At 46.9% G+C, this 24,766-nt stretch carries 28 protein-coding genes; 10 read left to right on the top strand and 18 right to left on the bottom strand.

Annotated features, from left to right (window positions below; genetic code table 11):
- Positions 1-131 precede the first annotated feature (131 nt).
- A complete protein-coding gene (locus EQP46_RS01535; protein WP_129491965.1) occupies positions 132-1,301 on the top strand; it encodes a DUF5666 domain-containing protein in 1,170 nt (389 codons plus the stop codon).
- Between the two features lie 63 nt (positions 1,302-1,364).
- Here EQP46_RS01535 and EQP46_RS01540 read toward each other — a convergent pair whose 3' ends face one another.
- The 6 genes from EQP46_RS01540 to EQP46_RS01565 form a co-directional block, all read right to left on the bottom strand.
- Complete coding sequence (locus EQP46_RS01540; RefSeq protein WP_129491966.1) at positions 1,365-1,937, bottom strand: hypothetical protein; 573 nt, start codon at positions 1,935-1,937, stop codon at positions 1,365-1,367.
- A gap of 11 nt (positions 1,938-1,948) precedes the next feature.
- The gene (locus EQP46_RS01545) at positions 1,949-2,542 is read right to left on the bottom strand and encodes a hypothetical protein (RefSeq protein ID WP_129491967.1); all 594 of its coding nucleotides are present in this window, start codon (positions 2,540-2,542) and stop codon (positions 1,949-1,951) included.
- A gap of 467 nt (positions 2,543-3,009) precedes the next feature.
- Positions 3,010-3,366: a TfoX/Sxy family protein gene (locus tag EQP46_RS01550; protein ID WP_129491968.1), complete on the bottom strand. Its 357-nt coding sequence runs from the start codon at positions 3,364-3,366 to the stop codon at positions 3,010-3,012.
- Between the two features lie 35 nt (positions 3,367-3,401).
- On the bottom strand, positions 3,402-4,175 hold the full coding sequence (locus tag EQP46_RS01555) for a nuclear transport factor 2 family protein (protein WP_129491969.1): 774 nt from the start codon (positions 4,173-4,175) through the stop codon (positions 3,402-3,404).
- A gap of 85 nt (positions 4,176-4,260) precedes the next feature.
- The gene (locus EQP46_RS01560) at positions 4,261-4,659 is read right to left on the bottom strand and encodes a VOC family protein (protein WP_129491970.1); all 399 of its coding nucleotides are present in this window, start codon (positions 4,657-4,659) and stop codon (positions 4,261-4,263) included.
- Positions 4,660-4,843: 184 nt separating this feature from the next.
- Complete coding sequence (locus EQP46_RS01565; protein WP_240671591.1) at positions 4,844-5,452, bottom strand: TetR/AcrR family transcriptional regulator; 609 nt, start codon at positions 5,450-5,452, stop codon at positions 4,844-4,846.
- A 97-nt stretch (positions 5,453-5,549) separates the two neighbouring features.
- Between EQP46_RS01565 and EQP46_RS01570 the strand changes: the two genes are divergently transcribed.
- Together EQP46_RS01570 and EQP46_RS01575 are read left to right on the top strand one after the other, a co-directional pair.
- Positions 5,550-6,578 carry an SDR family oxidoreductase gene (locus EQP46_RS01570; RefSeq protein ID WP_129491971.1) on the top strand — a complete coding sequence of 343 codons (1,029 nt, stop codon included), beginning with the start codon at positions 5,550-5,552 and terminating at the stop codon, positions 6,576-6,578.
- 409 nt (positions 6,579-6,987) lie between these two features.
- Entirely contained in the window at positions 6,988-7,692 is a 705-nt protein-coding gene (locus tag EQP46_RS01575) for a calcium-binding protein (RefSeq protein ID WP_129491972.1), read from the top strand.
- Positions 7,693-7,802: 110 nt separating this feature from the next.
- On the opposite strand, the gene EQP46_RS01580 is transcribed toward EQP46_RS01575, so the two are convergent.
- From EQP46_RS01580 to EQP46_RS01610, 7 genes are all read right to left on the bottom strand, one after another.
- Positions 7,803-8,510 (bottom strand): class I SAM-dependent methyltransferase, encoded by a 708-nt coding sequence (locus tag EQP46_RS01580; RefSeq protein ID WP_129491973.1) that lies wholly within the window; start codon positions 8,508-8,510, stop codon positions 7,803-7,805.
- Between the two features lie 201 nt (positions 8,511-8,711).
- Positions 8,712-9,587, bottom strand: coding sequence for an AraC family transcriptional regulator (locus EQP46_RS01585; protein WP_129491974.1), 876 nt, complete (start codon positions 9,585-9,587; stop codon positions 8,712-8,714).
- Positions 9,588-9,702: 115 nt separating this feature from the next.
- Positions 9,703-9,921, bottom strand: a complete 219-nt coding sequence (locus tag EQP46_RS01590) for a hypothetical protein (protein WP_129491975.1) — start codon at positions 9,919-9,921, stop codon at positions 9,703-9,705.
- On the bottom strand, positions 9,918-11,174 hold the full coding sequence (locus tag EQP46_RS01595) for an FMN-binding protein (RefSeq protein ID WP_129491976.1): 1,257 nt from the start codon (positions 11,172-11,174) through the stop codon (positions 9,918-9,920). The genes EQP46_RS01590 and EQP46_RS01595 overlap by 4 nt, the downstream gene beginning before the upstream one ends.
- A gap of 94 nt (positions 11,175-11,268) precedes the next feature.
- Positions 11,269-11,580, bottom strand: coding sequence for a hypothetical protein (locus tag EQP46_RS01600; protein ID WP_129491977.1), 312 nt, complete (start codon positions 11,578-11,580; stop codon positions 11,269-11,271).
- Positions 11,580-13,094, bottom strand: a complete 1,515-nt coding sequence (locus tag EQP46_RS01605) for a 4Fe-4S dicluster domain-containing protein (RefSeq protein ID WP_129491978.1) — start codon at positions 13,092-13,094, stop codon at positions 11,580-11,582. The genes EQP46_RS01600 and EQP46_RS01605 overlap by 1 nt, the downstream gene beginning before the upstream one ends.
- A gap of 14 nt (positions 13,095-13,108) precedes the next feature.
- Positions 13,109-14,218 (bottom strand): tetratricopeptide repeat protein, encoded by a 1,110-nt coding sequence (locus tag EQP46_RS01610; RefSeq protein WP_129491979.1) that lies wholly within the window; start codon positions 14,216-14,218, stop codon positions 13,109-13,111.
- A 475-nt stretch (positions 14,219-14,693) separates the two neighbouring features.
- Here EQP46_RS01610 and EQP46_RS24520 point away from each other — a divergent pair, with 475 nt between their 5' ends.
- From EQP46_RS24520 to EQP46_RS01640, 6 genes are all read left to right on the top strand, one after another.
- The gene (locus tag EQP46_RS24520; protein ID WP_017015440.1) at positions 14,694-14,822 is read left to right on the top strand and encodes a hypothetical protein; all 129 of its coding nucleotides are present in this window, start codon (positions 14,694-14,696) and stop codon (positions 14,820-14,822) included.
- Between the two features lie 95 nt (positions 14,823-14,917).
- Entirely contained in the window at positions 14,918-15,688 is a 771-nt protein-coding gene (locus EQP46_RS01620; RefSeq protein ID WP_129491980.1) for a hypothetical protein, read from the top strand.
- Positions 15,678-17,030, top strand: a complete 1,353-nt coding sequence (locus EQP46_RS24590; protein ID WP_129491981.1) for a JmjC domain-containing protein — start codon at positions 15,678-15,680, stop codon at positions 17,028-17,030. The genes EQP46_RS01620 and EQP46_RS24590 overlap by 11 nt, the downstream gene beginning before the upstream one ends.
- 8 nt (positions 17,031-17,038) lie before the next feature.
- Positions 17,039-17,719: a LysE family translocator gene (locus EQP46_RS01630; protein ID WP_129491982.1), complete on the top strand. Its 681-nt coding sequence runs from the start codon at positions 17,039-17,041 to the stop codon at positions 17,717-17,719.
- Positions 17,720-17,747: 28 nt separating this feature from the next.
- Positions 17,748-18,995, top strand: coding sequence for an MFS transporter (locus EQP46_RS01635; protein ID WP_129491983.1), 1,248 nt, complete (start codon positions 17,748-17,750; stop codon positions 18,993-18,995).
- 252 nt (positions 18,996-19,247) lie between these two features.
- Positions 19,248-19,580 carry a hypothetical protein gene (locus tag EQP46_RS01640; protein WP_240671593.1) on the top strand — a complete coding sequence of 111 codons (333 nt, stop codon included), beginning with the start codon at positions 19,248-19,250 and terminating at the stop codon, positions 19,578-19,580.
- Between the two features lie 121 nt (positions 19,581-19,701).
- On the opposite strand, the gene EQP46_RS01645 is transcribed toward EQP46_RS01640, so the two are convergent.
- Both EQP46_RS01645 and EQP46_RS01650 read right to left on the bottom strand, forming a co-directional pair.
- Positions 19,702-20,085 carry a DUF5329 family protein gene (locus EQP46_RS01645; RefSeq protein ID WP_129491984.1) on the bottom strand — a complete coding sequence of 128 codons (384 nt, stop codon included), beginning with the start codon at positions 20,083-20,085 and terminating at the stop codon, positions 19,702-19,704.
- 40 nt (positions 20,086-20,125) lie between these two features.
- Positions 20,126-21,148: an MBL fold metallo-hydrolase gene (locus tag EQP46_RS01650; RefSeq protein WP_129491985.1), complete on the bottom strand. Its 1,023-nt coding sequence runs from the start codon at positions 21,146-21,148 to the stop codon at positions 20,126-20,128.
- 248 nt (positions 21,149-21,396) lie between these two features.
- On the opposite strand from EQP46_RS01650, the gene EQP46_RS01655 reads away from it, so the two are divergent.
- On the top strand, positions 21,397-22,008 hold the full coding sequence (locus EQP46_RS01655) for a TetR/AcrR family transcriptional regulator (protein WP_129491986.1): 612 nt from the start codon (positions 21,397-21,399) through the stop codon (positions 22,006-22,008).
- Between the two features lie 23 nt (positions 22,009-22,031).
- Here the strand turns inward: EQP46_RS01655 and cuyB are convergent, their stop codons facing one another.
- The 3 genes from cuyB to EQP46_RS01670 all read right to left on the bottom strand — a co-directional run bounded on the left by cuyB (position 22,032) and on the right by EQP46_RS01670 (position 24,688).
- Positions 22,032-22,745, bottom strand: a complete 714-nt coding sequence (gene cuyB / locus EQP46_RS01660) for a cysteate racemase (protein ID WP_129491987.1) — start codon at positions 22,743-22,745, stop codon at positions 22,032-22,034.
- 46 nt (positions 22,746-22,791) lie between these two features.
- Positions 22,792-24,072, bottom strand: a complete 1,281-nt coding sequence (locus EQP46_RS01665; RefSeq protein WP_129491988.1) for a TRAP transporter large permease — start codon at positions 24,070-24,072, stop codon at positions 22,792-22,794.
- Positions 24,073-24,181: 109 nt separating this feature from the next.
- Positions 24,182-24,688: a TRAP transporter small permease gene (locus tag EQP46_RS01670; RefSeq protein ID WP_129491989.1), complete on the bottom strand. Its 507-nt coding sequence runs from the start codon at positions 24,686-24,688 to the stop codon at positions 24,182-24,184.
- Positions 24,689-24,766 lie beyond the last annotated feature (78 nt).

The following is a 24,766-nucleotide window of genomic DNA, read 5'->3' on the forward strand; positions in this document are numbered from 1 at the left end:
GATAATTAGTCATGCCTTAAGAGCAATATCCAAATTGACAAAACGCTGACAAAAGTGATGAATCTTCGGGGATTTCGTTGTGATAGATTCCCGCCGCTCATTAAGCAGCATCACTTTTTAAGGCTTATAAAATGAAACGATATGCTTTTCTTTCAATGGTAACTTTTGCCTTGTTTGGCTGTGGTGGCAGCGATGGCGGAAGTGATTCATCAGCACAAGCTGCGCCTTCTGCGATTGAAGGAACCATTGATAGCGTGTCTAAAACGACAGTGACCGTCAATGGCTACGAATACCAAGCGACGTCTGCCTCTTTTCAGGGCCAAACGTTTGCTCAAGACATGCTGACACTCGAACCCAACATGATGGTAAAAGTCAGTAATCAATCTCGCGCAACCAACGGCAGTGTGGAGCTTGAACCAACCTTTATTGGTCAAATTGAAAACATTAACCGTTTAAACAGTACCTTCTCGGTTGCTGGCGTTAGCCTCAAGTTCCCACGTCTTTCGACTCACATCGTCAACGGCGACTGGGTAATGGTTTCGTCGATGCCAACCGCTAACGCGGGTTACAAAGTGTTGTCTGTGGTGAAATTTGCACAAGACCCGAGCATTGGTGGAACAATTGTTGAAGGCTATGTTTCTTCGATAGCTGAAAATTCGTCATTCAAAATCGGAAAATCACTGACAGTTTGGTTTGACCCTCGCATCGTTTCAGGTGAGAAAAGCCTAGAAAACGGAATGTGGGTAGAAGTGTTGGGTCAATACAATGAGTTTGAAGGGTCGATAACTGCAGAAAATATCACTATCGAAACCTACGATGACTTCCCAAATGACGGCGAGATCGAAGGTATCGTGACTTGGGTTGCTAACGATAAACGCGAATTCGAACTGAACTATCGTGGTCGTATTGCTGTACGCTCAACCACTGAGTTTGATGATGGCAACAAAAACAACCTTGTAGCAGGTGCGTTGGTCGAAGTAGAGATCGGCAAACAAGGCAACGCGGTGTACGCCAAAGAAATCGAATTTGAAGACGATTTTGATTTTGATTTTGATTTTGATTTTGATATCGATTGGGATCAATTCGAGTTTGAAGAACAAGGCTTCGTTACTGACATTGATAGCGACACCCTTTCGTTTACCATCAATGGCAAAGCCATCGTGACTGATGCTAATACCGAATACGAAGACCGCATTGATTTCGATAATTTAAGCGGTGAATGTGTCGAAGTTGAAGGCATCATCATCGACGGTAAACACATCGCTCGCGAGATCTCACTAGAAGATGACTGCGACGATTAATTTACCTTACGTATCTGCGTAGATAAAAATAACCCGCCTTTATGGCGGGTTATTTGTTTCAACTTACTGATTTTCTACTTCTTTCGTTAACGCAGAAAGCAATATAGGGTCATTGAGGAAGTTTCTAAGAAGTTTCTTAACCGCCTCTTGGTAGCCTAGCTGCGAATTTGTAATAGCAATCGCTCCCATGAAGGAGGAATCCCACTCGTGATGAATAGAATGTATCCTATCATAGATTTTCTCACCTTGAGCGTTAACCTCGAAATTGGCAGAGAGATCTGCAGTTCCAATATTAATACCTGATGCGTCTACATCATTTTCCAATAGAACAGCGCTCACGACCACATCACTGTTTTCGTTCCAAAGAGATGCGATTTTCAATTCTTCTTCCAGCCCTTTTCTCAGATACTCGGAGAACGAATTTTTATAGGGTGAGACCAAATTTGAAGCTCTTAGACTGATTTTATTCAAAGAAGGCTTTACCATCGTAAAATGGCCAGTTTTCATATCTACATTTTCTGCTCCTCTAATATCATTACCGGCAAGAAGACCAGCCTGATACGGTGGCGCCATTACAGAACAGCCAGAAACTGAAGCAACAATAAAAAGTAGGGTAAAAAATCGTTTAATATTCATTTAACTCTCCATTACTGCTTAAATTGAGGAGATGCTGCAATTTCCATCAGCATTTTCTTGTACGCATCTTCTGTCGCTCGACGGGCAGATAAAGAAAAATCATGTTTGAATTCATCAAATTCTGCATTCCCAACCGATTTAACCGTTTTACTCCATACATTTGCACCAGAAGCATCAACAGCGGTACAGGTTAGCTCGTAGGTAAAACTGGTCGGTGGCCATGTAAATGGACTGCTTGAAGAAGAATCCGTTTTCATATCAGTCTTAAATATATAACTGATACCATTGTCAGCGATATAAGCTTTATCATTGATATCTTTTAGTGAATACACTTTTTTAAACACTTTCGATAGCATGACATTTAGTGCAACTTCAGTATCAGCATAAGGCTTGTATGATACCTTGTCGCCGCCACCTCCAGGGGTTGTGACCTTCTTATTTTTGTCTTCGCTAGAAATATAATACGCGACATTTTTATCTACTTTTTCGCCAACATCTACGGAATTCATACTTGTCACTGGGGGTGTAATATTTATCGCGTGAGAACACCCTCCTAGAAACGAGAAAATCACGAGAGTGCCAACTAATTTCAAGTATCCTTTCATGATACTTACTCCTTCATTTGAATAGTTACCTTTTATATTTTTATTATTAGCAACACCAAAATTGGAAACCTTCCTAAAAAAGGATTCCCAACCCAATAGCAGGTGATGCTAAACAGTAACTCACCTCACGGTATGAATGAGCATTCATAACAATAAAAGTGTCATTACCAACTTTTAAGCTAACCCTTTGAAGCGTCATAAAATGATTCGTTTATGGGACATGTAAAGAATACAGCCAGCATAGATCAAATAATTGAATAAAACCCTCGCACATTAAGTGCACCTAGGGAGGGGCGTATTAATCACACCAATCACAAAAGGTAGCGATAAGTATTATTCAAAGATAGAAACATCATCATCCAACACAAATTTTTCAATCACAAAAGAGACTGATCTTTTTTATTTTGGAATGTCTTAAATAATAACCCGCCTCTATGGCGGGTTATTTGTTTATAGCGGTTGATACCCTAACAATCTGACTTTCGTTTTTTGGGTACTTTTGGCGGGAGCGAAAGGACAAAGGTGGCGCAGGTTTCTACCCACACTTGCAATTCGTGATCTTCTCCGGTGCCTTCAGGGGCGACATACACCATGCCTTTTAGGGCTTTACCCGTAAAATCCATTTCACTGGCAAAGGGCTTTTCCAAACAGGCTTGATAATTATCTGGCCCGACACGCCCCATGAAGGTTTCACCGACGATTCCACAGCACATGTGATTATTCAGCATGAAACAGAGCCCGCCGAACATTTTCTTTTCCTCAACGTTCTCTCGGTTTTGAAAACACTCACGTATTCTCTCCGCTAACCCTTCGTCATATGCCATGGGCATCCCCGCTTACCGTCATGAAAGTCACGTGCTTAGAATTTACCGCTGTTCGCCAATTCTTCTGCAGCGGGAACGGGTTCTGAGGCATCCCAATGTTCCGCTATCTTGCCATTTTCCAGACGGAACAAATCCGTTTGGGCGTATTCTTGGCCATCCACCGCAGTGCGGCTTAGCGTTGCCACAAAGTCACCGCAGCCAATCAACAACACGATCTCTTGATACCAAAGTGCACGCTCAGACGATGTCAGCATGCCTACTAGCGCATCACGACCATCAGCGATATCCACGCTGTGTTGGATATAATCCTGAGCGATATACTCGTCAGCTTTACCAAGGTTGCCATTTGGCATCAGCAAATCTTCAATCATCGCACGCACCAGCGCTTTGTTTGTCGCCGTGTCGTCGGTGTCAGTAATCTCCGTTGCACCGTCAACCTGAGTGCGCCCTGATGCAGTTTCACCCACGTATTCTGCAATCACATCCCAATGCTCAATGATCTTGTCTTTCTCGTCGGTATCAAAGAAATCCATCGTCACCCATTGTGACTCGCCGTGATTCAGACTTTGATAAACATGCACAAACGCGTACTGCCCATCTTCAAATCCACGAACAACCTCAATGTGTCGAATGGGATTTCGTTCAAGGAAAGGTTCAAAGAATTCGATAAAACCCGCGGTACCATCTTTCACACCTGTTGAGTGCTGGGTATAGCGATCACCGGTATATTTTTCAACGGCCTGACGCGCATGACCGTCCCTGATCCCTTCCATGTAGAGCGCTTTTGCATTTTCGAGTTTCTGGTTCATTCAACACATCCTGAGGTTTTATTGTCTGTAGATGTTTACATAGCGCTAAGCACCAGCGTGTCCGCCCCTAAAAGGGCATAGACAACTACGGCGCAGGTTTGTGAAATTCAATCACGTTGCCGTCAGGATCTCGTATAAAGAAGAATTCTGTACCATCAGGTAAATTGATGGTTTCAGTGATTGGAATATTGTGGTCGGCCAGCGTGTTTTTCACACCTTCTACATCGGTAATTTCTAATGCAAAGTGGGTAAACCCAGTGTGTTTGACTGGCATATCCGAAAGGATATTTTTTTCAGACGCATCGTCAGACGCATTGAGAATGAAGTTGATGTTAATTCCAGCGGGGTGCTCCATCACAGCGACGGGCTCAGGTCCAATAGGCCCGACGATAAAAACAAACCCCAGCTTTTCATAAAACTCACGCGTGATACCCAGATCACGAACGCGCAGCCCTGCATGGTTTATGCGTGTTATTTCTTTCATGTTATCTCCGCACTTCTTTCACAATGAATGCCCCTGCTACAACTCGCGAAGCAGGCATCATTATCTATTAGCGATCGCTAACTTTCTGTTTAGTCTGTGAGAGTAAACCGTTAAAAAGGGAAATAAACAAAAACGCACCGAAACGGTGTGCTTGAAAAAGAGAAATGATGTCTACTCAGTGTGTTCAACGAAACACTGACAACGAGGTCTCCAAAATACGTTTTACATTGGTGCTATCTTCCCCTCTTGCTAGTTGTGCAAGAGCGCTCGTCAATTGCGCATCAATATACTCAGCGGCAAACGCAGGTGACATTTCAGAACGGAAACTTCCGTTATCTTTACAACCTTGAATCCACCTTTCATACATTCCCAGAATCTCTTTATGGGATTTCACTATCTGTGACTGGGTCTCTTGCCCTAGCGACATCCTAGATTCACGCATCTTTACCATCAAACACCCTTTAGGAACCTGTTGTTCAGATGGATCTTCCGCAATGAACGTCACCAATTCATCCAATACCTGATGAAATGGGCGTTCACTTTGAAGTATTTCCAACAGTGGTATGAGCACGCCCTGTAGATAGGCAAGGAGCACCGCTGTCATCAAGCCATCTTCGTTACCAAACTCACGGTATAAACCAGGTTTAGACACATTGGCTTGCCGACAGATTTCGTTTATCGACACATCACGCGTGCCGCTTTGCCAATAAGCAAGCATCGCAATCTCAAGGATATGATTCCTATTTAACGTTTTTGGTCGGCCTCTCGGCGCTTTAACTGAATCTAGACTCATTAATAAGTACCAACTGGTATTTAATGTTGACATGACGTTTTTGATTACTTAATGTACCGCATGGTACTTAAATAAACAATCAATGAGGAAGCGTAACATGTCGCACAACACAAGAGAGAGAGTTTTAGTCACGGGGATATCAGGTTTTATCGGATTGCATTGCGCCAAAGAACTTTTAAATCAGGGGTTTGAGGTACGTGGGTCAATTCGTGACATGAAGAAAGCTGACGAAGTGCTGATTACACTTGCGGCAGCCTCCGTTGATACTCGACACCTTACGTTTGTGCAACTCGACCTCACATCAGACAAAGGCTGGAACGAGGCTGCTGAAGGGTGTGATTACATCATGCATATTGCGTCGCCCTTCACCATCGCGAACCCAAAAACAGAAGAAGAAATGATCACACCCGCCGTTGAAGGATCCCTACGCGCGCTGCGTGCAGGTGAACACGCGGGCGTAAAACGCATCGTTTTGACGAGTTCAATCGTGGCAATGATGGGCAGCATGAAAACAGGCACATTCGGCCCAGGTGACTGGACGGACGCTAACTCAAGTCAAATCAGTACCTACACAAAAAGCAAAACCCTTGCAGAACGCGCGGCGTGGGAATTCATAAACAACCTACCTGATTCCAATACAATGGAATTTGTCACCGTGAACCCAGGGGGGGTTTTTGGTCCTCCATTGGGCACAAACATCACGGGTCAAACAATGGCCATTGTTGATCAAATGTTGAACGGCAAGCTCCCTCTTGTACCAAATATCGCTTTTCCAATGGTGGATGTTCGTGATCTCGCCGTGCTCCATGTTCAAGCCATGCTCACCCCCAAGGCTAACGGCAAGCGCATTTTAGCGGCAGGCTCAGCGCCAAGTAGTTTTGCGGAAATGGCGCAAATATTAAAAGACGAAGGTTATAAAGGACCGAGCACGCGCATCGCGCCAAATTTCTTCCTTCGGTTTATGTCATTGTTCGATCGAGAAGCAAAGGGCATGTTGGGAATGCTAGGCATGAACTTAAGTGCAGATAATGCAGCAACGCGTTCGCTGTTTGATTGGACGCCTCGTTCAGTAAAACAATCCATCCAAGATACCGCTAAAACCGTATCGTTAATTCAAAGCGAATAAACACCGTATTCTCTTCGATGTTAGCGCACTAACAAGGCGGAGCATTTGCCAACAAGCAGGTGCGCTCGCCTTTTAATGTGCATGCATTTAGAGATGATCACGTCAGCTGCATAGAGACAATACATCGTCTGTGTAAGTATCTCAATCCAGCACCACTACCTCGTTATCTCCCCCAACTTTAACGTATTTTGCCTGTCTAGATTAAAGCCACATGACCATCATTTTAGACATGGTTAATTTTTGACAACAATTTTACCGCACATTTGAGAAGACATAATAAACATACTGTTATTAAGTGTATTAGTGTCAGCATACCAATTGTATTGTCCATTTTTTCTGTCATATTCTGTCTGCCTTTGGAGCTGTAGGGTGCGAAAAACATCAATTCTGTGAACTAAAGGAAAATCAAATGACGATAAAACATGGAACATCTTGCGACGACACCATCATCAGTGATTGCAACGTAGATTGGCTGTATGGAAAAGGTGGTGATGACTATATTGTTGCATATGGCAATGAATGCCTCATTGATGGTGGTTCTGGTAACGATAAGATTATCGGAAGCAATGATGGTGATCTGATCAAAGGTGGTAACGGTTGTGACTACATAGACGGTGGTTGTGGCGACGACAAACTTTATGGCGGCAATGATAATGACATCATCAAAGGCGGCCAAGGTAACGATCACCTCTATGGCGGCTGGGGTAATGACAAGCTTTACGGCGGTAACGGCAATGACAAACTTTATGGCGAATGCGGCGATGACATTTTAGTTGGCGGTTGTGGTAAGGATAAGCTCGACGGTGGATGGGGCAACGACGTATTGCATGGCGGTCAAGGCAATGACGTACTCACCGGCGGCCTAGGCAAAGATGTTTTCTTCTTCGATAAGAATGATGGCTGCGACGTCATCACTGACTTCAATGGTTGGTGCGGTGATAAGATCCAAATTGACGACTCCCTTGCAACTTCTATGAGCCAAATTTCGGTCAGCCAATCATGGGGATGTGTCACGCTAGATTTCTGCGATGGTACCTCTATTCAGCTCCAAAACCAGTGGGGCCATTTTAACACGTGTAACATCGATTTCGTTACGGGTTGCGAGCTCGTTTAATCACACTATGCGAGGGCTGTAATCCATCGCTTTCATGAATAAAGGAGCGCCAACTGCGCTCCTTTTTCGTGTATTCATTGCCCGTTTTCATAGCAATTAACAGGCTTTTTTCAACAGCGGTATGTCGAATAGTAGATGTCGGCATTAACCGTATGCAGTAATCCAATCGCATCTAACTTCTTCACTAAAGGTTCAAAAGGCGAGTCGCTCTTAAACATTGTCGTGAAAACATCATAGCGTTTTGTTGATGAAAGAAGGACATGAGCCAGTTGCTCAGAATCCATTTCTAACCCCAGGGTGTCTTTAACCACTTTTTCTTCTTCTAACTCGGGGCTGCCGCTGAAATTGATCGCGTGATCATACGCGCTGGTTTTTACATCAACTTGGCTTCCCAGCAAAAGTAAGGTTTCTTCAAGACATACGTCAAAATCATACGCGATGATACGAGCCTTCGGCGCACAAACACGAACTAGCTCGCCCACCAGCGTCTCCGTTTTTGCATAAGATAAAGAACCGGCGAACGTCACCACATCAACCGTATTATCCGCCAACGGAATGGCTTCTCCTGACCCCAATTGATACGTGATACCCTGTGCTTCAACCGCCTGTGCAATCATGGCTTCACTAGGATCAATACCCAACACAGATGTGCAATATGGCGCCAATGCAATGCTAGAAACGCCAGTACCGCAACCAATATCCAGACCGACATCTACCTTGTCTGATTGCTTGAAGATCCGTGCCAAAATCATAGCATGAAGCGGTGGTCTGTAAGTTGCGTAATGTTTTGAAATTGCAAAATTATATTCGTCGCTCACACTCAATCCTCATCCTTGTTTCTGAGCCAATACTCAGTCTTCAACATTCGATTCAGGTGGAATTTTCACACGAGAATCCACTGACCGCTTTGATCTAGACCTTTGCTTTGGCTTAGATAATCACGCCAAACGCAATCTAATTCAGGAAGCAAGAATCATGCACAGGTTCATGGGAATCAGTCCTTCCTAAAGATCCATCCATCACTTCTGCCTCAATCCCATTCGGCACAGTTGGCGAAAATCTTTCGGGCTCACCTCTGTGTGGCGCTTGAAGAACTTGGTCATGTTTGTGGCTTCATTGAAACCAAGCTGAGCGGCGATATCTGCGATGGAATATTGGCTGAACGCCAGTAAACGTTTTGCTTCAAGGAGCACGCGTCCGTCTACGAGTTCTTTAACGCTCTCCCCTGCATGAGATTTGGCGAGTTTGTCGAGTTGCTTGATACTTTTGCCAAGCGCCAAAGCGATGTCCGATGAGGAGGGTCTGTCGTTGAAGTGGCGATCAACATACTGCTTTAAGCGATAAAACTCGCTACTACTGACCGTCGGCGGCGCGGCTTCATATTGTGCCTTAAAAGCAGGCACAACCGATTTCAACATGATGCAACGCAGTAAACTACGGATGATTTCAACGTTGAATTCAGAGGTTGACGTAAATGCTTCCGCTAGGGTGTTGAACAAGCTATCGATATCATCGCTTGCGTTAGGCAGGCAGTTGATATGGCTTAACGCTGCAATCATCACATCAAAATACGGGTCGTTGGATGCAGATGAGAGAAAGGTGCAATTGAACGGCAATACGTACCCGTCAACGCTGCGATCTTTCGCAAAGCTGTGGATTTGGTTTCTGCCAAGGGTGAGCAGTGTGCCCGCACGAATCACGTACCTTTGATGATCGATATAATGAACGCCCTCTCCTTCAGTAATGTATATCAATGCACTGAAGTTCAAACGGTGTGGACGAGACACATCGTGGATCCCTCGAGAGTCATACAAAGAAGAAATACGAAGGATATGGAGCTCGGCTAAAGCCAATTCTGAACGCATACGTTCAACGGGAATGCATTTTTCGCTCATGTTTAACCCAAAAATGGCGCTTAGAGGGAAAGTCTTTCACTCCCCCCTAAGTGCCAGTACTATTTTAAGAATTCTGTGTTCTTATCACTTAAGCTTGTACAGACACTTGCAGGTATCAGTACTTTTCTTGTTCCATCTCTTGCGCCATTTTTTTGAAATCAATGTGCGGTGTCGGCGCTTCCATCACTGGCGCTTTCTCAATGGTGCGAGTGATGACATGTAAGATCTGATGTTGACGCTGATCTTGGGTTAATTCCATGAGGCTGAACAGCAATTGCAGCAAAATCAGCACCGTCGCGAGACAAAAGAACACCAATGACAAATGTTTTCTCATTCCTCAGTCTCCTTTCTTCCAGTCTGACGAGTTCGGCGCGTATCCCCTGCTCGTTCACTCACACTTGAAGCCCGCTTTTTCTTCGCAGATTGGGTTCTCACTTGTTTGAACCAGTTTTTATTGAATACCACGAAATCGGTCATCGCATTGATTGGACAAAGGCTTTGACACCAAGGACGACGAACCACTAAAGAGGTGAGTAAAATCAGTATCGTCAGTACAAACAAATACATGCCGCCGATCATACCGAAAGCGATACCAAACGGCTCATACACAAACCCAGCTGGATTGCGAAAATATGCCCCAAGACAAAGCGTCGCTAGCAAGATCACGCGCGGTAACCAGACAAAGAATTGATGTCGAACAGGTGACGATTTGGCATTTCCCACCTTTGCCAAGCATTGCTGAACGGCCCCGAAAGGACACAAGCTCTGGCAATACACATTGCGGTTGTAATAGACAATGTAACCAAGGCTCAAGGCTAACAAAATGAACGGCGTATAGTTCGCGACACCTGTGAGCCATGAGCCAAAAATGAGCCCGCCCATGGTCGATGCGGAATACAACGACGCGGAGTAAAAACCAAAAACCAAGGTCGATGCGAACAAGATCGCGCCGTTCATTTTCGCTTTATGCGGCGAACGCGTTTTGTTCACCCAAACCGCCACACCAAAGAACAAAACGGCCGCCAGATCCAACCATTTCAGGTATTCCCAAAGAGCAGGTGTATCAGATAATTGGTAATTAAATTCAATCGCTCGCACCGGATCTGCCGCCTGGTTTAACGCATGGGTATAGGCAGCAGAGGTAAGCGTCGCACCTGAAACAGCATCTATGGACAAGGTGCGTACAATGTTCTGTTCGAGCAGCCCGTCAGGCAGCTTTTCATCCACCACTTTGTCGAAGTAAGACGCGGTTTCTTTGGACGACAATAAGGCGATCGTTTCAACTTGGCCATCAGACAGGAACACACCACCCACCGTCAACTCACCACCGTAACCAACACCCGCACCGATACCAATCCATTTCAACGGTTCAGCATCACGTTGTCCGTCAGGCACAACTTTGAACAAACGCGGTGAAACCTCAACAGCCTGTTCACCGCTTGCGAGCACCTGTTTAAAAAACTGAGATTGCGAATTGTCAGTGCGCAATCCGCCTAAAGACCATGCGGCAATCAACAGGATCACAGAGACAATGCTGAACACCTTCTCAACGGTTTTATTTCGATTCGTGGATTTCTGTTTTGTCATCGTTATTGCAAACCGAATGCGTGCTCCCGCTATTCATGGCGAAAGCACGCCTAAAGGCTCGCTCCTTTTATTCAATAGACATGGACAATGAAAACTACTGCTTAGCTTTTGGCTTCAACACAATTAGCACCCTAAGGATCACTGCGCCCGCAATGATCAATGCTGTGCCAACAAAACCAAGGAAGTACCAACCCGCTAGGCCTTCGTTTTCACCAAGTAAGGTGAATGCACCCGCGATAGTCAGTACGAGAGATGCCCACCAGCCGCCAACGATTGACCATTTCCACCCATTCATGCCAAGCGCATATTGCTTCGCCCACTGATTCGCACCCGCAAACACCAACACTTGCAATGCACCAAACGCCATCCAAAACAGTGGATCAAGTACCGTAGATTGAGGAAACATTAAAATCCCTCCCAGTTGCCGTCATATTCCCAAGTTTTCTCTACCTTGAGGTAGTTCTCACTGCGCATCCATTCTGGCGGTTGGTGATAGCCAGCAAAGCGGCCGCCATTCCAATCACCGTGATACGCTTCTGCTTCTGGGTAGTAGAAGAAGTTGTGCTGCATCGCGAGCAAGGTTTTACGGGTCAGTCCCGTTGGGTCGCGAGGGTCTGCTTCTTTCACCAGCGCATGAATCCAGTTGTTCTTGCGGGTATAAGGGCACACGGCGATACAGACACGGCAACCCATCGCGGTTTCTGTTGGGCCTTGTCGCCACATAGTCCAGCAGCTGTCTTGGTTGAATTCAAACTTGCGGTAACCACGCACAATCGCATCGGGTTTATCCGCCTTGCTGATCGACCCACTTGGGCAAGAATCCGCACAGATTTTGCACTCTTCACAGAAGTGCTTCACCTTCGTATCGATAGGTTTGTCAGCTTCGAGATCCAATTCAGTGATCACGGCTGCCAGACGAATGTTTGGCCCCAGTTCCGGCGTTAACAAGATGCCGTTACGCGCGGCTTCACCCATGCCCGCTTGAATCGCCAAGGGCGGAACAACCACTTCATAATCTGAACCCGGCCACTGTGGACGCGCTGCGTAGCCCAGTTCGCCAAGGAACGCGGCCATCAAGCCCGATGCATTCTTCGCTCGGAAATAGCCGTCGTATGACGTGGAGTAACCTATCGCTGCATACATAGGATCCCAGTTCATTGGGGTGCCGAAAATGATCACGTTCTTCCAGTGCTTCGGAATGCTCTCGTCCCAGTCAGGCATGCCACGCATGGTGTTTTTAAACACGAAATTCGGGTCAAGCTTGGTGATACCCACCACGCTCATGCCGAACTTAAACGCCATCTTCTTGATCAGATCAGACGCATGTTTCGGGGATTTGAATTCTTGCTTTTGACGCTTCACCCATTGGAAGTCCACCTCATCCGGGTGACCTTGTGGTTTTGGTGGGAAATCACTGTATACACCGCGCATGTAGGCGGCGGAATATGCCCAACCTAATGCAAAACGGGAACGGTGCTTTTCGAAGTTCGCCGCATGTTCTGCTTTTTCTTCGAACGATGCGTACATGTCAGCCCAACGCTCAGGGTAGCGAGAATAGTATTCACGCACGCGCTCGTTAGGAATTTCACGCCAATCTTTGGTAGGGATCCAGCCCGCCTTCATATCGGCGCTTAACACGCGCGTCCGGTGGAACAGAAAGTCACTCCACTCAGGGCGAATAAGTTCCCCCGCCACTTCCATGGTCGGTGCAACGTCTACGCGGAAGGGTTCGCGGTTAAAGAACATGTCTTTACCCGCTTCCGTTCGGCCATAGCCCACATTGGCATCCGGATCGCGACCCAAAACAAAACCTGCGCCTGCTGCTGCGCCAACCGTTACAGTTGCTGCAGCCACGCCGCCAAGTTTGAGGAAGTCACGGCGCGAATTGCTTTCAACGCGTTGATGAGATTGCGTTTTCACAGTAGCTCCAGTATTTACGATAAGTCGATGAGATCGAGGCTCAATTTTTTGTTGATGGTATTGAGTTGTTCTCGATAGGTGATTTTGTAGCGCGCAGCCAACTTGTTGAGCTGCACCATCACGGCTTGCGCATCTGCCCACTGTTCGTTGTGGTAGTAGCAAAGGAATAAGTGTTCAAGCGACCATTCATCATGCGGCTCAAACACCAAAAGCTGTTTCAAATCGGCTTCTAAATCGCCAAAGTGACCAAGTTCTGCTTTGACATGCGCACGAATGTTCAGCACATCAAAGCTGTTCGGATTGTGGGAAAGGTAATGATCCAACGCCTCAAGCGCCTCTTCACAGCGACCGTTTTGATGCGCCGAAATGCCTGCAAGTCGCACCAACTCCATCGACGTAACGTTGTGCTCAAACGCACGATTAATCCACGCTTCCGCGTTAGCTTTATCGCCAAGCGCGAGGTAACTGCTGATGGCAGTGATGTAGGTTGAAACAAGCGAGGTGCACTTAGAGAATGCACGCTCTGCAAATTCAGCCGCCTGCGCAAAATCACCGTCTTGGTAGTACACACCAGCAAGGTTTTGATAGCCGCCCACGAATTCAGGCCCTACCTCAATGCTGTATTTGAAGCATTCGATGGCCAGCTCTGTGTGGCCTTGGTAGAGGAAGTTAAAACCGAGGTGACAATGGGTCATCGGGTTTGCATCGTTTAATGCAATGGCCTCTTCGAATGTGGCTTTCGCTAAGTCATAGTCGCCCAATTGCTGATACACCAAACCACATTTGGATTTGAAATCGTCTTCTGCTAGCAATGGCTTGTGTTCATTGATGGTCGCCATCGCCAATTGGCAAAGCTGCGCGGCCATCAAGGTTTCGAATAAAAAAGACAGTTGAGCCGACGTCAGTTTTACCGTCGGAATGATGTCACTGAACACCAACGTAAAGGCTTCATTTTCTAACCAGTCCTTTTGCTTGGTGCTTGGCTGTTTCCCCTTTTCTAAAAACTGGGCGCTGATGAACATCAGCTTGTCATTCAATTGTTCAAGAAAAAGGCGTTCTGCTGGAAGCGTATCGACTTGGGTATTGATATAGCGATATAGCTCGAGCCACTTAGTACTGATCATTGGTATATCCACGCATGAGGGTCAGCGTGAATGTCCATTATTAACAAAGTGGTCAAAAGGTAGAAAAACCCCTAAAAAAGGTAAAAACTCGCCCTTTGAACGGAAAGATGATTTTGATCAACGGAATTGAGAACAGGAAGCGCGTTAGCGAGCTAGACGCAAATGGAGGAAATGTTAGCTAGTTTGTTAATAATAAAAGGAATGTTATGCGCTTTACGCATATACAGCACGTCACCCCCTAAATCGACACTTCTTCTACAGGCCACGTATTACAAGGGCTTCAGCGTCTAATAAATTTTCTATGCCATAATTTTTTGCCTGATTTTGCAGACAAAAAGGTCTGAAGTAAGATCACAATATTCGTCTGTCTAAATTGTTATTAACAACAAACTCAGCAAAGTTCTTTACCACTTGGTCAAGTAACGCGCATCTGCGCATTCCTCAAAGCTCTATATCCATCAATAAGGAAAGAACGATGAAGATAAATACTCAGGTCAATGTGAAGCAACCAAGTGCGTTCACCATTCGCAACCACTCTTTCAACAAAGCCGCACCGAGTGCTTTCACCATTAGAAACCACTCTTTCAGCAAAGAGAAAAAGTAAGTCTCTACTACTTAATTGACTGACTCAGGCAGCAGGGCCCGCTGCCTTTTTTCGTGTTGATCCTGCCGACTGATTGACAAGAAAGGGAAACGATTATGGCTCGTTCATCTAACCTTGCATCTAATGTTCTCGGTGAACTCAAGCATGTTCAGGCGAGACAATACCCGCTCTACAACGCGATCCTAAAGCACGCATTTGATACCCATCAGCCTGTTTTCGCCAAATCAATTTTCGCAAAGCGTTATGCGGAACTTTCAGACGATGGCGAATGGTTCGCGAATCAGCTTGTCGCCAATTCTTGCCTTGAAGGGTATGGCGCACAACAAATCTGGAACTTTTCCAACCAACTCGATAATGACGAATACGCCCGCCGCGTAAGACAACATGCGCTGGATGAATCGCGGCATTCCACCATGTTTATTTCAATGCTTAATTTGGTGTACCCCGGTCTCGATTTGGATCAGGACACTTTATCCAAAATTGAAGACATGCAGCCAAAATTCACACCGACGCAGCACCCTGACATCGCCAAAGTCCCTGAGGAGGAACGACTCTTTGAATTGGCGTCCATCAATGAACTGGTGCAAGTGCATATAACAGAAATTCGGGCATTGGTACTGCAATATATGGTACGAGATGCATTACTGAAACACGCCCCCGAAGAAAGCCACGCTAGACTGAAGAAATTCTCTGATTCCCTCATCCGAGATGAAGCCAAACACATCAATTATTCCGCTGAGATTTTTGAAGATTACGCGTCGCGTGGAAACAATAAGGATTTCTTCTACCAGATGTTCGAAGACCGCCTTTGTGATTTCAATGAATTAACTAAAATCGAACTAGAAAGAGAAGACATTGAACTTTAAGTGCACCCATTCTAATGTTCTTGGTATCCCGTTGGTGGAGGTGTTTTATCAGCAATATTTCGATAAACACCCTTACGTGTTCCGCACCGCCAATCCTTTGCTAATAAGCACCTTAATTAACGGGTTCTCGCTGGATCATCTTATTCAAACCTATCTGCACGAGTGGGGAGATATCCGCATTGCCAAAAAAGACAATGCCGACCCCACTCTGTCGCAACAACCGCCGTCTGATGCCATGCTGCTTGATGCTTTCAAAGGCGGCTACACCATCGTGCTGAACGATTTACAGCAAAAGCTACCTGCGGTTGCCAATATTTGCCGATTGCTCAGCCAACAATTTTTGTGCCCCACCAACTGCAATGCCTATTGGACGCCTGCACAGGGTGAAGCATTAGATCTGCACTACGACGATCAAGATGTGTACATCGTCCAACTTGAAGGCAGCAAACATTGGATGGTGGAGTCACGCAGCGCCTATCGCCCCTATGAAGGGGAAACCTATCGTCCGAGTACGTTGCTAACAGAATGTGACCACTTAACCGATTGCATCTTAGAGCCGGGAAACGTGCTTTATATTCCTCGTGGGACAGGCCACAAAGCCGTCGCATTGGACGACAATTCACTTCACTTTACGTTCTCCACCCTCAATCTGCGTAACCGTGACTTGTTCGTTACCTTTTCTGAAACACTCCACCCCTACACCGAACAGTTGCGACAAGCCGTCAATTGCCACGACACCGAGTTTAGCGAGCATATCTCTAAGGTAATCGCCAACTCGCTAGAAAACATCGCCCAAGCGTTTCGTGATGATCCTAGCCTTGCAGAATCCCTGTTTGAACAACATGTCATCCCTTTCATCCAAGAGCAGCCGCCTGCGCCCATTAGCCTTGAACAGTCACTGAGAAACTCGCCCGATGAGGTGTCTTACACCACGCGCCTTGAAGTTGGCAGAAATCAGTTTTTGATGCTGGACACCGAAAACCTGCGCGTTTTCTTCGCCAGTGGCAGCATAGACATCGACCCCGAGCATCAATGGGTGTTGGCATTACTGAATCGAATGGATTCTTTCTCGCTGGCAGAGCTAGAAGAAGAGGTAGAAGCGGACGGATACATTTTCGATGTAGAAGCCATTCACGCATTGATGGACCATCAACTTGTCATCATCAAGAAGGAAAAAGACATGATTCATGAATGTTCAGTATGTGGTTATCAATACGATGATTCAGATCATGCCCTGCCTTTCACCGATTTACCTGACGATTGGGTATGCCCAGAATGTATGGTCGATAAAGGTCATTTCGCGATTGCCGAGGACAAAATGACACATTTAAAGCAAGGATAAACACACACATGGATGGGTCTAACAGTTTACTTTTCGCCATGGTCGTCGGCTTAATGGTGGTTTCCCCTGGTCCAAACGGCTTGCTGATCATCAAGAATGTGCCAAGCTTTGGGCGCATTTCTGGCTATTACAATGTCGCGGGCATCGCCACCGCTTTTTACGTGCATGGCACACTTACCGTCTTTGGTTTGTCCCTGCTTATTATGCAATCGCCCCTCTTGTACGGCTGGATCAAAATTGCAGGTGGAAGTTATTTGATTTTTCTTGGCGTGAAATGCCTGAAGAAACTTTTCGAAAAACAAACTGCGAGCGCAGAAAATAACGAAACGGATTCCATTCAACGGCCTGAACACACACCCATTTCTCACCCTTCTTTTTCGCTCAAACAGAAAGCAACCTGGTATATAGAAGGCCTTGTCACCAATGCCTTTAACCCAAAAGTTTCCCTGTTTTACATCGCTGCGTTTCCGCAATTTATTGATGCGGGCAACGTATCATTTGTTGCGGCGTATTCGCTGGTGACCATTCATGCATTGATCGCCATTTGCTGGTTCTCTTTCCTGACGGTGATGGTCTCTGTGTCTTTAGAAAAATTCAGTCAGAACCGCCGACTCATGAACGGGATTAATGCCATTTCAGGCACCTTGCTAGGCGGCTTGGGGATCAATGTTTTATTGTCATCGCGCTGAGATGGCAAACGCCCTCTCCTAAGCCGACATGAAGAAAAACGCTTCAGGTTTTCTACATCACTTTCAACCCTATCTGGCGCTTGATCCTGCCATTTGGATGATCGCAGTAGCACGATTCATCATTGCTGGCGGCACCTTTGTGCTGCCCGTCTATGCACTGATTTTGACACAGAAACTCTCCCTCTCCCCGGCCGATGCGGGAATGACGGTTTTCATCGTGTCCATCGGAGGCATGCTGGGCAGCGTGCTAGGGGGATATCTCGCCGATACCTTCAACCGCCTAACCTTGATGGCGATAAGCGAAGCCTTTTCTGCCGCCAGTGTCATCGCAGCTGGGCTGTTCGCATACGACACTCTCTCCATCGTCTTTATCGCGCTCTCCAGCGTGGCGCTCGGCGTGATGCGACCTGCCATGCGTGCTGCATTATTATCATTGTGCTCGACAAACCGCGAATCTAAACGCTACGCCCTGTCGCTGTCTTATCTCGCGTTTAACGTGGGGCACGCCATTGGGCCTTTAATCGCTGGATTTCTTTTGCTCGACTATTACCAATGGCTCTATTGGGGTGATGCAGCCACTACCCTCATTGCCGCCTTTCTGCTCGCCTCGCTCATCAAGAAAACCACGGGGAAAAAACCCAAACCAGACAAAGCGTCATCCCAAGAATCGCGTGAGAATGGCGCGACAGAAAACACGCTCAAGCCGGATAAAATACAAATCGCCTTCTTCTTGGCCGTCAATGTCTGTGTCAGTTTTTGCTATGCCCAAATCACCTTTACTTTGCCCTTACAAATGGCTGAAAGCTTTGCTGATGATGGCGCACGGTATTACGGACTGATTTTGATGATCAACGCACTGGCGGTACTTGGTTTCACCACGATATTGACCTCGCTCACCGCCAAAACGCACCCCATCAACAACCTCATGATCGCCATATCCGGATACGGTTTGGGCTATATGATGATTGGGCTTATGCCGACGTTATTAATGATGGGGTTCGCAATAATGATCATCACAGCCAGTGAGATCCTCGAAGTCACCAATGGTGACGCTTACCTTTCCGAGTTGGTGCCAGAGACTCACCTCGGGCGGTATGTGTCTCTCTCTGTTATTGCGAACAACGCAGGGATTGCGCTGTGTCCATTGCTGATGGGGTTTGCGATTGAAATCTTCGGATTATCATGGGCATGGTATTTGGTGGGCCTCGTCACTTTGTTCACGCTGTTTTGTCTTTGGGTCATGTTCAAACGTGACAAAAAAATATCCTCACAGTGATGCGTACTTATTGAGGCAATCGTCTTATATCGAAGCAAGTTATTGCCCAATAAGGCAATTTTTCGCCAGCATTTAAGCAACATTTCACCTGCCTAAAAGTCTACTGAGTAAATACTCCCTATTGTTCAACGTGTTAACTACTTTCCTATTTGGTGCAGTTATTGCTCATTTAGCAGTCTGCTTTTCTTGGCTGAAACATCAGCCCATAAAAAGCAAAAGGGAAAATAACTAAACACAATGGATTACTAGAATATGAACATGTTTTTACGCGTACTTTTGGGATTGGGCGGCGTACTCACGGTACTCTCTGGCATACTGTTTATTGGCGGAGGGGAATTATTCAACAGCGTTTTTGCATCAGAAGGCATTAATGCAGGGGGCGCACTCTTCTCAGCGTTTGGTATAGCAGGCTTAGTCATTGGAGGATTGGGATGTTGGGGCGCATTTGGTGATAAGAAGCTGCCAGCGGGCATTTTCTGCGCCATCACCTTGTTGTTCTGGCCGATCGGTACGGTTTACGCTGTTGTCTGTATTACGCTCATGTTTGTCGGAAATAAGGGTGCTGCAGATACTGTTGAATCATAGTTCGTGAGTCTTTGGGAACATGGAAGCGTACTAGCGAAATGCGCATGCTTTTATGTTCCCACCGCAGGTGATTAGCGCCACGCTGACCAACTGTCCATAAGTCGTATACTCAGTCGTTGAATCAATGCTGTTCTGCGGGTGTTTTCTCAGCCAGTTTCTTCGTTAACCACACCTTGCTAGTGACCTCTTCACCGCCGCATTTTACCTTGTACGCCTTTCCCGTGAACCAACTTTTTGATGCGACCTCATCAATGAACATGGTTGTCGATTCAACGTCATCCTTGGCGTAATCCCATTTATTCCGAAGATGCTCTGCGGCCTCAAGATTGGTATACGTTTTACCGTTTCGCACAAAGGTGCAATCCGCCTGTTCCATCTGGCTTATCAGGTACATCACGTCATGTTCAATGCGTTCTGTTGTTGTCGCGGCAAAAGCGCTTTGCGCAAAACCCACAACCACGAAAGACAGGGCAATGCATCCCTTTTTCACGCCTGCAATACTCATCCTCATCGCTCCACCGATACTGCTCCACCACACCCATGAATTAGTCTGCCAAGGGGTTATTCCACCAGTTCACAACCGGCAGCACTTCACCCACTTCTAGACGCTGACCAATTTCAGGACTCACCAATGTCACGCCTCGCTCGTTGGCAATGCGCAGTGATTTCTCCAACGGCTCATCCCAATCGTGCATCGACAAATCAAACGTACTGTTGTGAATGGGCATCATCACTTTTCCGTTAAGGTCAATGTGTGCCTGTACGCTTTGTTCAGGGAACATATGGATATGCGACCACAAGGTATTGTACGCGCCGGTTTCAATCATGGTCAGATCAAACGGACCGAAGCGCTCACCAATCTCTTTAAAGCCTTCAAAGTATCCAGAATCACCACTGAAATAGACCTTTTTCTCAGAAGATTCAATGACCCAACTCCCCCATAGCGTCGAGTCGCGATCCGTTAAACCGCGACCGGAAAAGTGCTGCGTCGGCGTCAATGTATAAGCAATGCCATTGACCGTTTTGGATTCCCACCAATCTAGCTCGGTGATTTTATCGGCTGACACGCCCCATTCGCGCAGAGTTTGACCCACTTTCAGTGGCACCAAGAACATGCCGACTTTGCTTTCCAAGGTTTTCACAGAATGCTTATCAAGGTGATCGTAATGGTCATGACTGATCACCACCACATCTATATCAGGCAGCGCTTCTAGCGAAATAGGCGTTTCGTGAAAGCGCTTCGGCCCAAAAAACTGCACGGGTGATGCACGCTCACTGAACACAGGGTCGGCCATCACAAGCTTTCCATCCAGTTTCATAAGCACACTGGAGTGACCCAAGCGATAAACCACATCACTTTCTTCATTCAATAATTGCTCTGCAGTGATGCTGCGTACAGGCAATGCAAACGTCGGCGTTGGATTTTTACGTTCTGCCGTAAAATACGCTTTGATGATTTCGAATACGTTTTCAGGCGCATTCAAAGTCGGATCACTGTTTACAAACTTGTCGGGATAACGCGGGGTTTCTTGTTCTTGTGTTGAACATGACGTCAATGAACAGCTCATTGTGATGGCTCCTACTACGGTTAACAAACGGGCGGCAAAAAGCGATTTCTTAACAACTTGGCGTTCTAAAACTGGATTCTGCATACCGTCCACGCTGGTTTAAAAAGTGAGTGAAGCTCGTCATTACAACAACAAAAAATGATGGAGCATTATGTAAACTACTCGGTGTAGTTTACAATTATCGAATGAAAAGTAAACCGGTTAGTGTAAAATAGATTTGGTTAATTTGGGTGTTGGCGACTAACGTGATGATAGAAAAGAAAAAAACACGCAGTGAATTAAAACGCGAAGCAATCCTTTGTGCAGCAAGGCAGGCCTTTCATGAGTACGGGGTGCAAAACACCAGCATGGATAAGCTCGCTGCGCTGGCAAATGTCTCCAAGCGCACCGTGTACAATCACTTCGCGTCGAAAGAAGCACTTGTGATGGAGTTGCTGTCAGTGCTTTGGAAGAGCGCCATCACCGCCGATACCCTCGAACAACTTGTTGAACTGCCCCTTGAAGAACAGCTCACCACTTTGCTCTATCAAGAGATCCTTGTCTTCTCTAAACCCGCGTATTTAGATATGGCGAAAGTGGGTATCGGCCACTTCCTCTTCCAACCCGACGCGCTGCAAGAACAGATGAAAAACATGTCGAAAGAAGACACGGCATTGCATACCTGGTTAGTGGCACAACAAGAAAAAAAAACGCTCGCGATGGATAACATCGAACAAGCGCGCTCTCAGCTTCATAACCTGATTAAAGGCAGTGCATTTTGGCCGCAACTCATTGGCGCATGTCAGCCAATCAGCGAAGAAAAAGGACGGGTGTTGGCCCAAGAGACCGCGTCGTTTTTCTTAAGCCATTACCGGAAATAATGCGCGGATATGCATCCGCGGCGCTACCCTTTCACCCTCTCCACCACATGCTCGGCCAATATTTGCGCGGCATCAAACACAGGTAATGACGTTTCTAGGTGGTTGGATACCACAGACAATTCCGTGCAGGCAATCAAGATGCAATCCGCTCCCTGATCGCGAAGGGATTCAGCGGCAATATTAAGCACACTGCACATGGAGCTGGTGCCTGAATTGGCTTTAACAGCGCGAATCAACGACATCACACCGTCCTGCCAAACAGGTTCGGGGAACAGCACCTCTAGCCCTTGTTCGTGACAGGCGGGCGCATACAAATCGGTGATTTTTACCGCCGTGGATGCCAATAAGCCAATGCAGGTAGCCTCAGGCAATGTGCGCTTTACGTGCGCGGCGGCGATATCTAAAAGATTCACCACAGGCACCTCCACCGCGTTAACCACATCATCAAAATACTTGTGGGCAGTATTGCAGGGAATGATGAGAAAATTGGCGCCAGAGGCTTCAAGCCCCTGCGCCATTTTTGCCATGTAGGGCCCAGGCGATTCACCCGTTTTCTCGATCAGCGCTTTAATCCGCGATGGCACTTTGGGGTCGTTATCCACCAGCAATCGGATATGGTCAGCATCATCTTTCGCGGGGGTGGCGTTGATGATGCGTTGCATCAGATCAACGGTGGCATCAGGCCCCATGCCACCGAGAATACCAACGGTTTGTTCAGTTTTTTCCACGGTTTCCATTCCTCTCTATGCCATTAGATTGCACTGTTTGCCGCCTCAACATTCGCTAATACCCCATCAAGCTGGGCAGCCAAAGCACGGTATCGGGGAAGTAACTCATTAAGAACACCACGAGTATTTCGACAAAGACGAATGGCAGTGCTTTCACCGATATCTCCTCTATCGTTACCTTGGCAATACTGGAGCTGATAAACATGTTTTCGCCGAGCGGTGGCGTCGAAAAACCAATTTCACAGCAACACACCAAGACCACGCCAAAGTGAATCGGATCAACCCCCAGTTGCACCATCACAGGCAGCAACACAGGCGTGACAATCATGATGGTCGCCAAGGTTTCCATGAACATGCCGATCAAAATCAGAAACAGAATCACCACCAGCCAAATCAACGCCAAGCTGTCTGTCAGTGCCAACAAGGAACTGGCGATAGCCGCCGGCGTATCGTTCTCCACCAGAATGCGTCCAAATGCCGTGGCTGCAAACATGATGATCAACACGCGGCCTGTCAGCCATGTGGTCGAACTCAGCGATTCTTTTAGCCCGTCCAAGGTCAGTTCACGGTGAATGAATTTGCCGACGAACAAGGTGTAGAAAACGGACACGACGGCAGCTTCCGTTGGCGTGAATAAACCAGAGTAAATACCGCCAAGAATGACCAAAGGCGCGAGGATCGACCAAATGCCGTCTTTGCAGGCTTTACCCAGTTCACCGGGTTGTGTTTCTGACGCGCCGACATAACCGTTTTTCTTGCTGATCATGTAGTTTGCAATCATCAAACCACCCGCCAGCATCACGCCGGGGATCACCCCTGCGATGAACAGCTTCCCGATAGACTCACTGGCGGTCACGCCGTAAATCACCATGGGAATACTCGGCGGAATCACCACCCCTAGCCCGCCTGATGAAGCGGTCAACGCAGCGGCATAGCCTTTGTTGTACCCCTTATCCGCTAACGCAGGGATCATCAACATACCCACGGCGGCTGTGGTTGCAGGGCCAGAGCCTGAAATCGCACCAAAGAACATACTTGCTAAGATCGCTGAAAAGCCTAAGCCCCCCGCCATTGGCCCCGCCAAGAGTTCAGCAATATGCACCAATCGACGAGAGATGCCCGACGCTTGCATGAGTGCGCCAGACAAAATGAATGCAGGCAATGCCATGATCGGAAAGGAATCAACGGCGTTCCATGCAGTTTGTACCAGCGAGATGTAATCTTCACCGGAGAGGAGATACACCAGCATGGCTGAGCCACCCAGTGCGATGACAATGGGCGCGCCGATCAGCAGAAGCCCAAAGAAAGAACTAAAAAGTACAACAGAAGCTGCCATGAATGGCTCCTTTCATATTGATGGCAATACAGGCTGATCCCTGTGGGAATAGGGACACGCGAATTCTCCCCACCAAGGCCTGATTGCGGCGCTCAATGTGTGAGCCTGTTTAATCGACTTTCACGTCATCCACATCGTGGAATTCCACCCCCATCACCAACTTCATGTAGTTCACCTGAATGATCCGAATGGACGTCAAGGTGAAAGAAATCGGGAAGATGAAATACAAGAAGGCCATTGACCATTCGAGTGCAGGTGAAAGGAAGGTAAATTCCATCAAGCTTTCAATGACTTCGATGCTTTTAATCGTCATCAAGGTGTTGAAGACAATCCACAGCATATCGGCGAGTAATTCCACGCTAACGCGGACACGATGCGGAAACCATTTTAGGTGGAAGGTGACGCGGTTGTGGGCGGAGAGCCTTGCTGCGTAAGATGCGCCGAGAAACACAAACCACACAAAGGCAAATCGGGAAAGTTCTTCACTCCAAGGAATGCCGTAGTTGAACACCACACGCAGAATCACCTGAATGAACAAAAGCGTGACGAACAAACACAGTAAGGCTTGGCACGCATAGCTTTCGAACTTATCCAACTTCTTGAAAAATGAGAGCATAAGCCAGTCCTATTCAGGGACGTTACCGCCCCTGTTGTTTCTGAATTGTCGCTAGGGTCTGTTACTGCGAGTTAAGCT

Source organism: Enterovibrio baiacu (genome assembly GCF_004120195.1).
GTDB classification, from domain to species: Bacteria; Pseudomonadota; Gammaproteobacteria; order Enterobacterales; family Vibrionaceae; genus Enterovibrio; species Enterovibrio baiacui.

Bases quoted from the DNA above. Each gene is read 5' to 3' on its own strand.
- EQP46_RS01620 (WP_129491980.1), top strand. From the start codon at position 14,918: ATGGCTCGTTCATCTAACCTTGCATCTAATGTTCTCGGTGAACTCAAG.
- EQP46_RS24520 (WP_017015440.1), top strand. From the start codon at position 14,694: ATGAAGATAAATACTCAGGTCAATGTGAAGCAACCAAGTGCGTTCACC.
- EQP46_RS01610 (WP_129491979.1), bottom strand. From the start codon at position 14,218: ATGATCAGTACTAAGTGGCTCGAGCTATATCGCTATATCAATACCCAA.
- EQP46_RS01540 (WP_129491966.1), bottom strand. From the start codon at position 1,937: ATGAATATTAAACGATTTTTTACCCTACTTTTTATTGTTGCTTCAGTT.
- EQP46_RS01585 (WP_129491974.1), bottom strand. From the start codon at position 9,587: ATGAGCGAAAAATGCATTCCCGTTGAACGTATGCGTTCAGAATTGGCT.
- EQP46_RS01600 (WP_129491977.1), bottom strand. From the start codon at position 11,580: ATGTTTCCTCAATCTACGGTACTTGATCCACTGTTTTGGATGGCGTTT.
- EQP46_RS01665 (WP_129491988.1), bottom strand. From the start codon at position 24,072: ATGGCAGCTTCTGTTGTACTTTTTAGTTCTTTCTTTGGGCTTCTGCTG.
- EQP46_RS01630 (WP_129491982.1), top strand. From the start codon at position 17,039: ATGGATGGGTCTAACAGTTTACTTTTCGCCATGGTCGTCGGCTTAATG.
- EQP46_RS01555 (WP_129491969.1), bottom strand. From the start codon at position 4,175: ATGAACCAGAAACTCGAAAATGCAAAAGCGCTCTACATGGAAGGGATC.
- EQP46_RS01640 (WP_240671593.1), top strand. From the start codon at position 19,248: ATGAACATGTTTTTACGCGTACTTTTGGGATTGGGCGGCGTACTCACG.
- EQP46_RS01570 (WP_129491971.1), top strand. From the start codon at position 5,550: ATGTCGCACAACACAAGAGAGAGAGTTTTAGTCACGGGGATATCAGGT.
- EQP46_RS01655 (WP_129491986.1), top strand. From the start codon at position 21,397: ATGATAGAAAAGAAAAAAACACGCAGTGAATTAAAACGCGAAGCAATC.
- EQP46_RS01575 (WP_129491972.1), top strand. From the start codon at position 6,988: ATGACGATAAAACATGGAACATCTTGCGACGACACCATCATCAGTGAT.
- EQP46_RS01550 (WP_129491968.1), bottom strand. From the start codon at position 3,366: ATGGCATATGACGAAGGGTTAGCGGAGAGAATACGTGAGTGTTTTCAA.
- EQP46_RS01590 (WP_129491975.1), bottom strand. From the start codon at position 9,921: ATGAGAAAACATTTGTCATTGGTGTTCTTTTGTCTCGCGACGGTGCTG.
- EQP46_RS01595 (WP_129491976.1), bottom strand. From the start codon at position 11,174: ATGACAAAACAGAAATCCACGAATCGAAATAAAACCGTTGAGAAGGTG.
- EQP46_RS01560 (WP_129491970.1), bottom strand. From the start codon at position 4,659: ATGAAAGAAATAACACGCATAAACCATGCAGGGCTGCGCGTTCGTGAT.
- EQP46_RS01545 (WP_129491967.1), bottom strand. From the start codon at position 2,542: ATGAAAGGATACTTGAAATTAGTTGGCACTCTCGTGATTTTCTCGTTT.
- cuyB (WP_129491987.1), bottom strand. From the start codon at position 22,745: ATGGAAACCGTGGAAAAAACTGAACAAACCGTTGGTATTCTCGGTGGC.
- EQP46_RS01670 (WP_129491989.1), bottom strand. From the start codon at position 24,688: ATGCTCTCATTTTTCAAGAAGTTGGATAAGTTCGAAAGCTATGCGTGC.
- EQP46_RS01565 (WP_240671591.1), bottom strand. From the start codon at position 5,452: ATGAGTCTAGATTCAGTTAAAGCGCCGAGAGGCCGACCAAAAACGTTA.
- EQP46_RS01650 (WP_129491985.1), bottom strand. From the start codon at position 21,148: ATGAGCTGTTCATTGACGTCATGTTCAACACAAGAACAAGAAACCCCG.
- EQP46_RS01535 (WP_129491965.1), top strand. From the start codon at position 132: ATGAAACGATATGCTTTTCTTTCAATGGTAACTTTTGCCTTGTTTGGC.
- EQP46_RS01635 (WP_129491983.1), top strand. From the start codon at position 17,748: ATGAAGAAAAACGCTTCAGGTTTTCTACATCACTTTCAACCCTATCTG.
- EQP46_RS01645 (WP_129491984.1), bottom strand. From the start codon at position 20,085: ATGAGTATTGCAGGCGTGAAAAAGGGATGCATTGCCCTGTCTTTCGTG.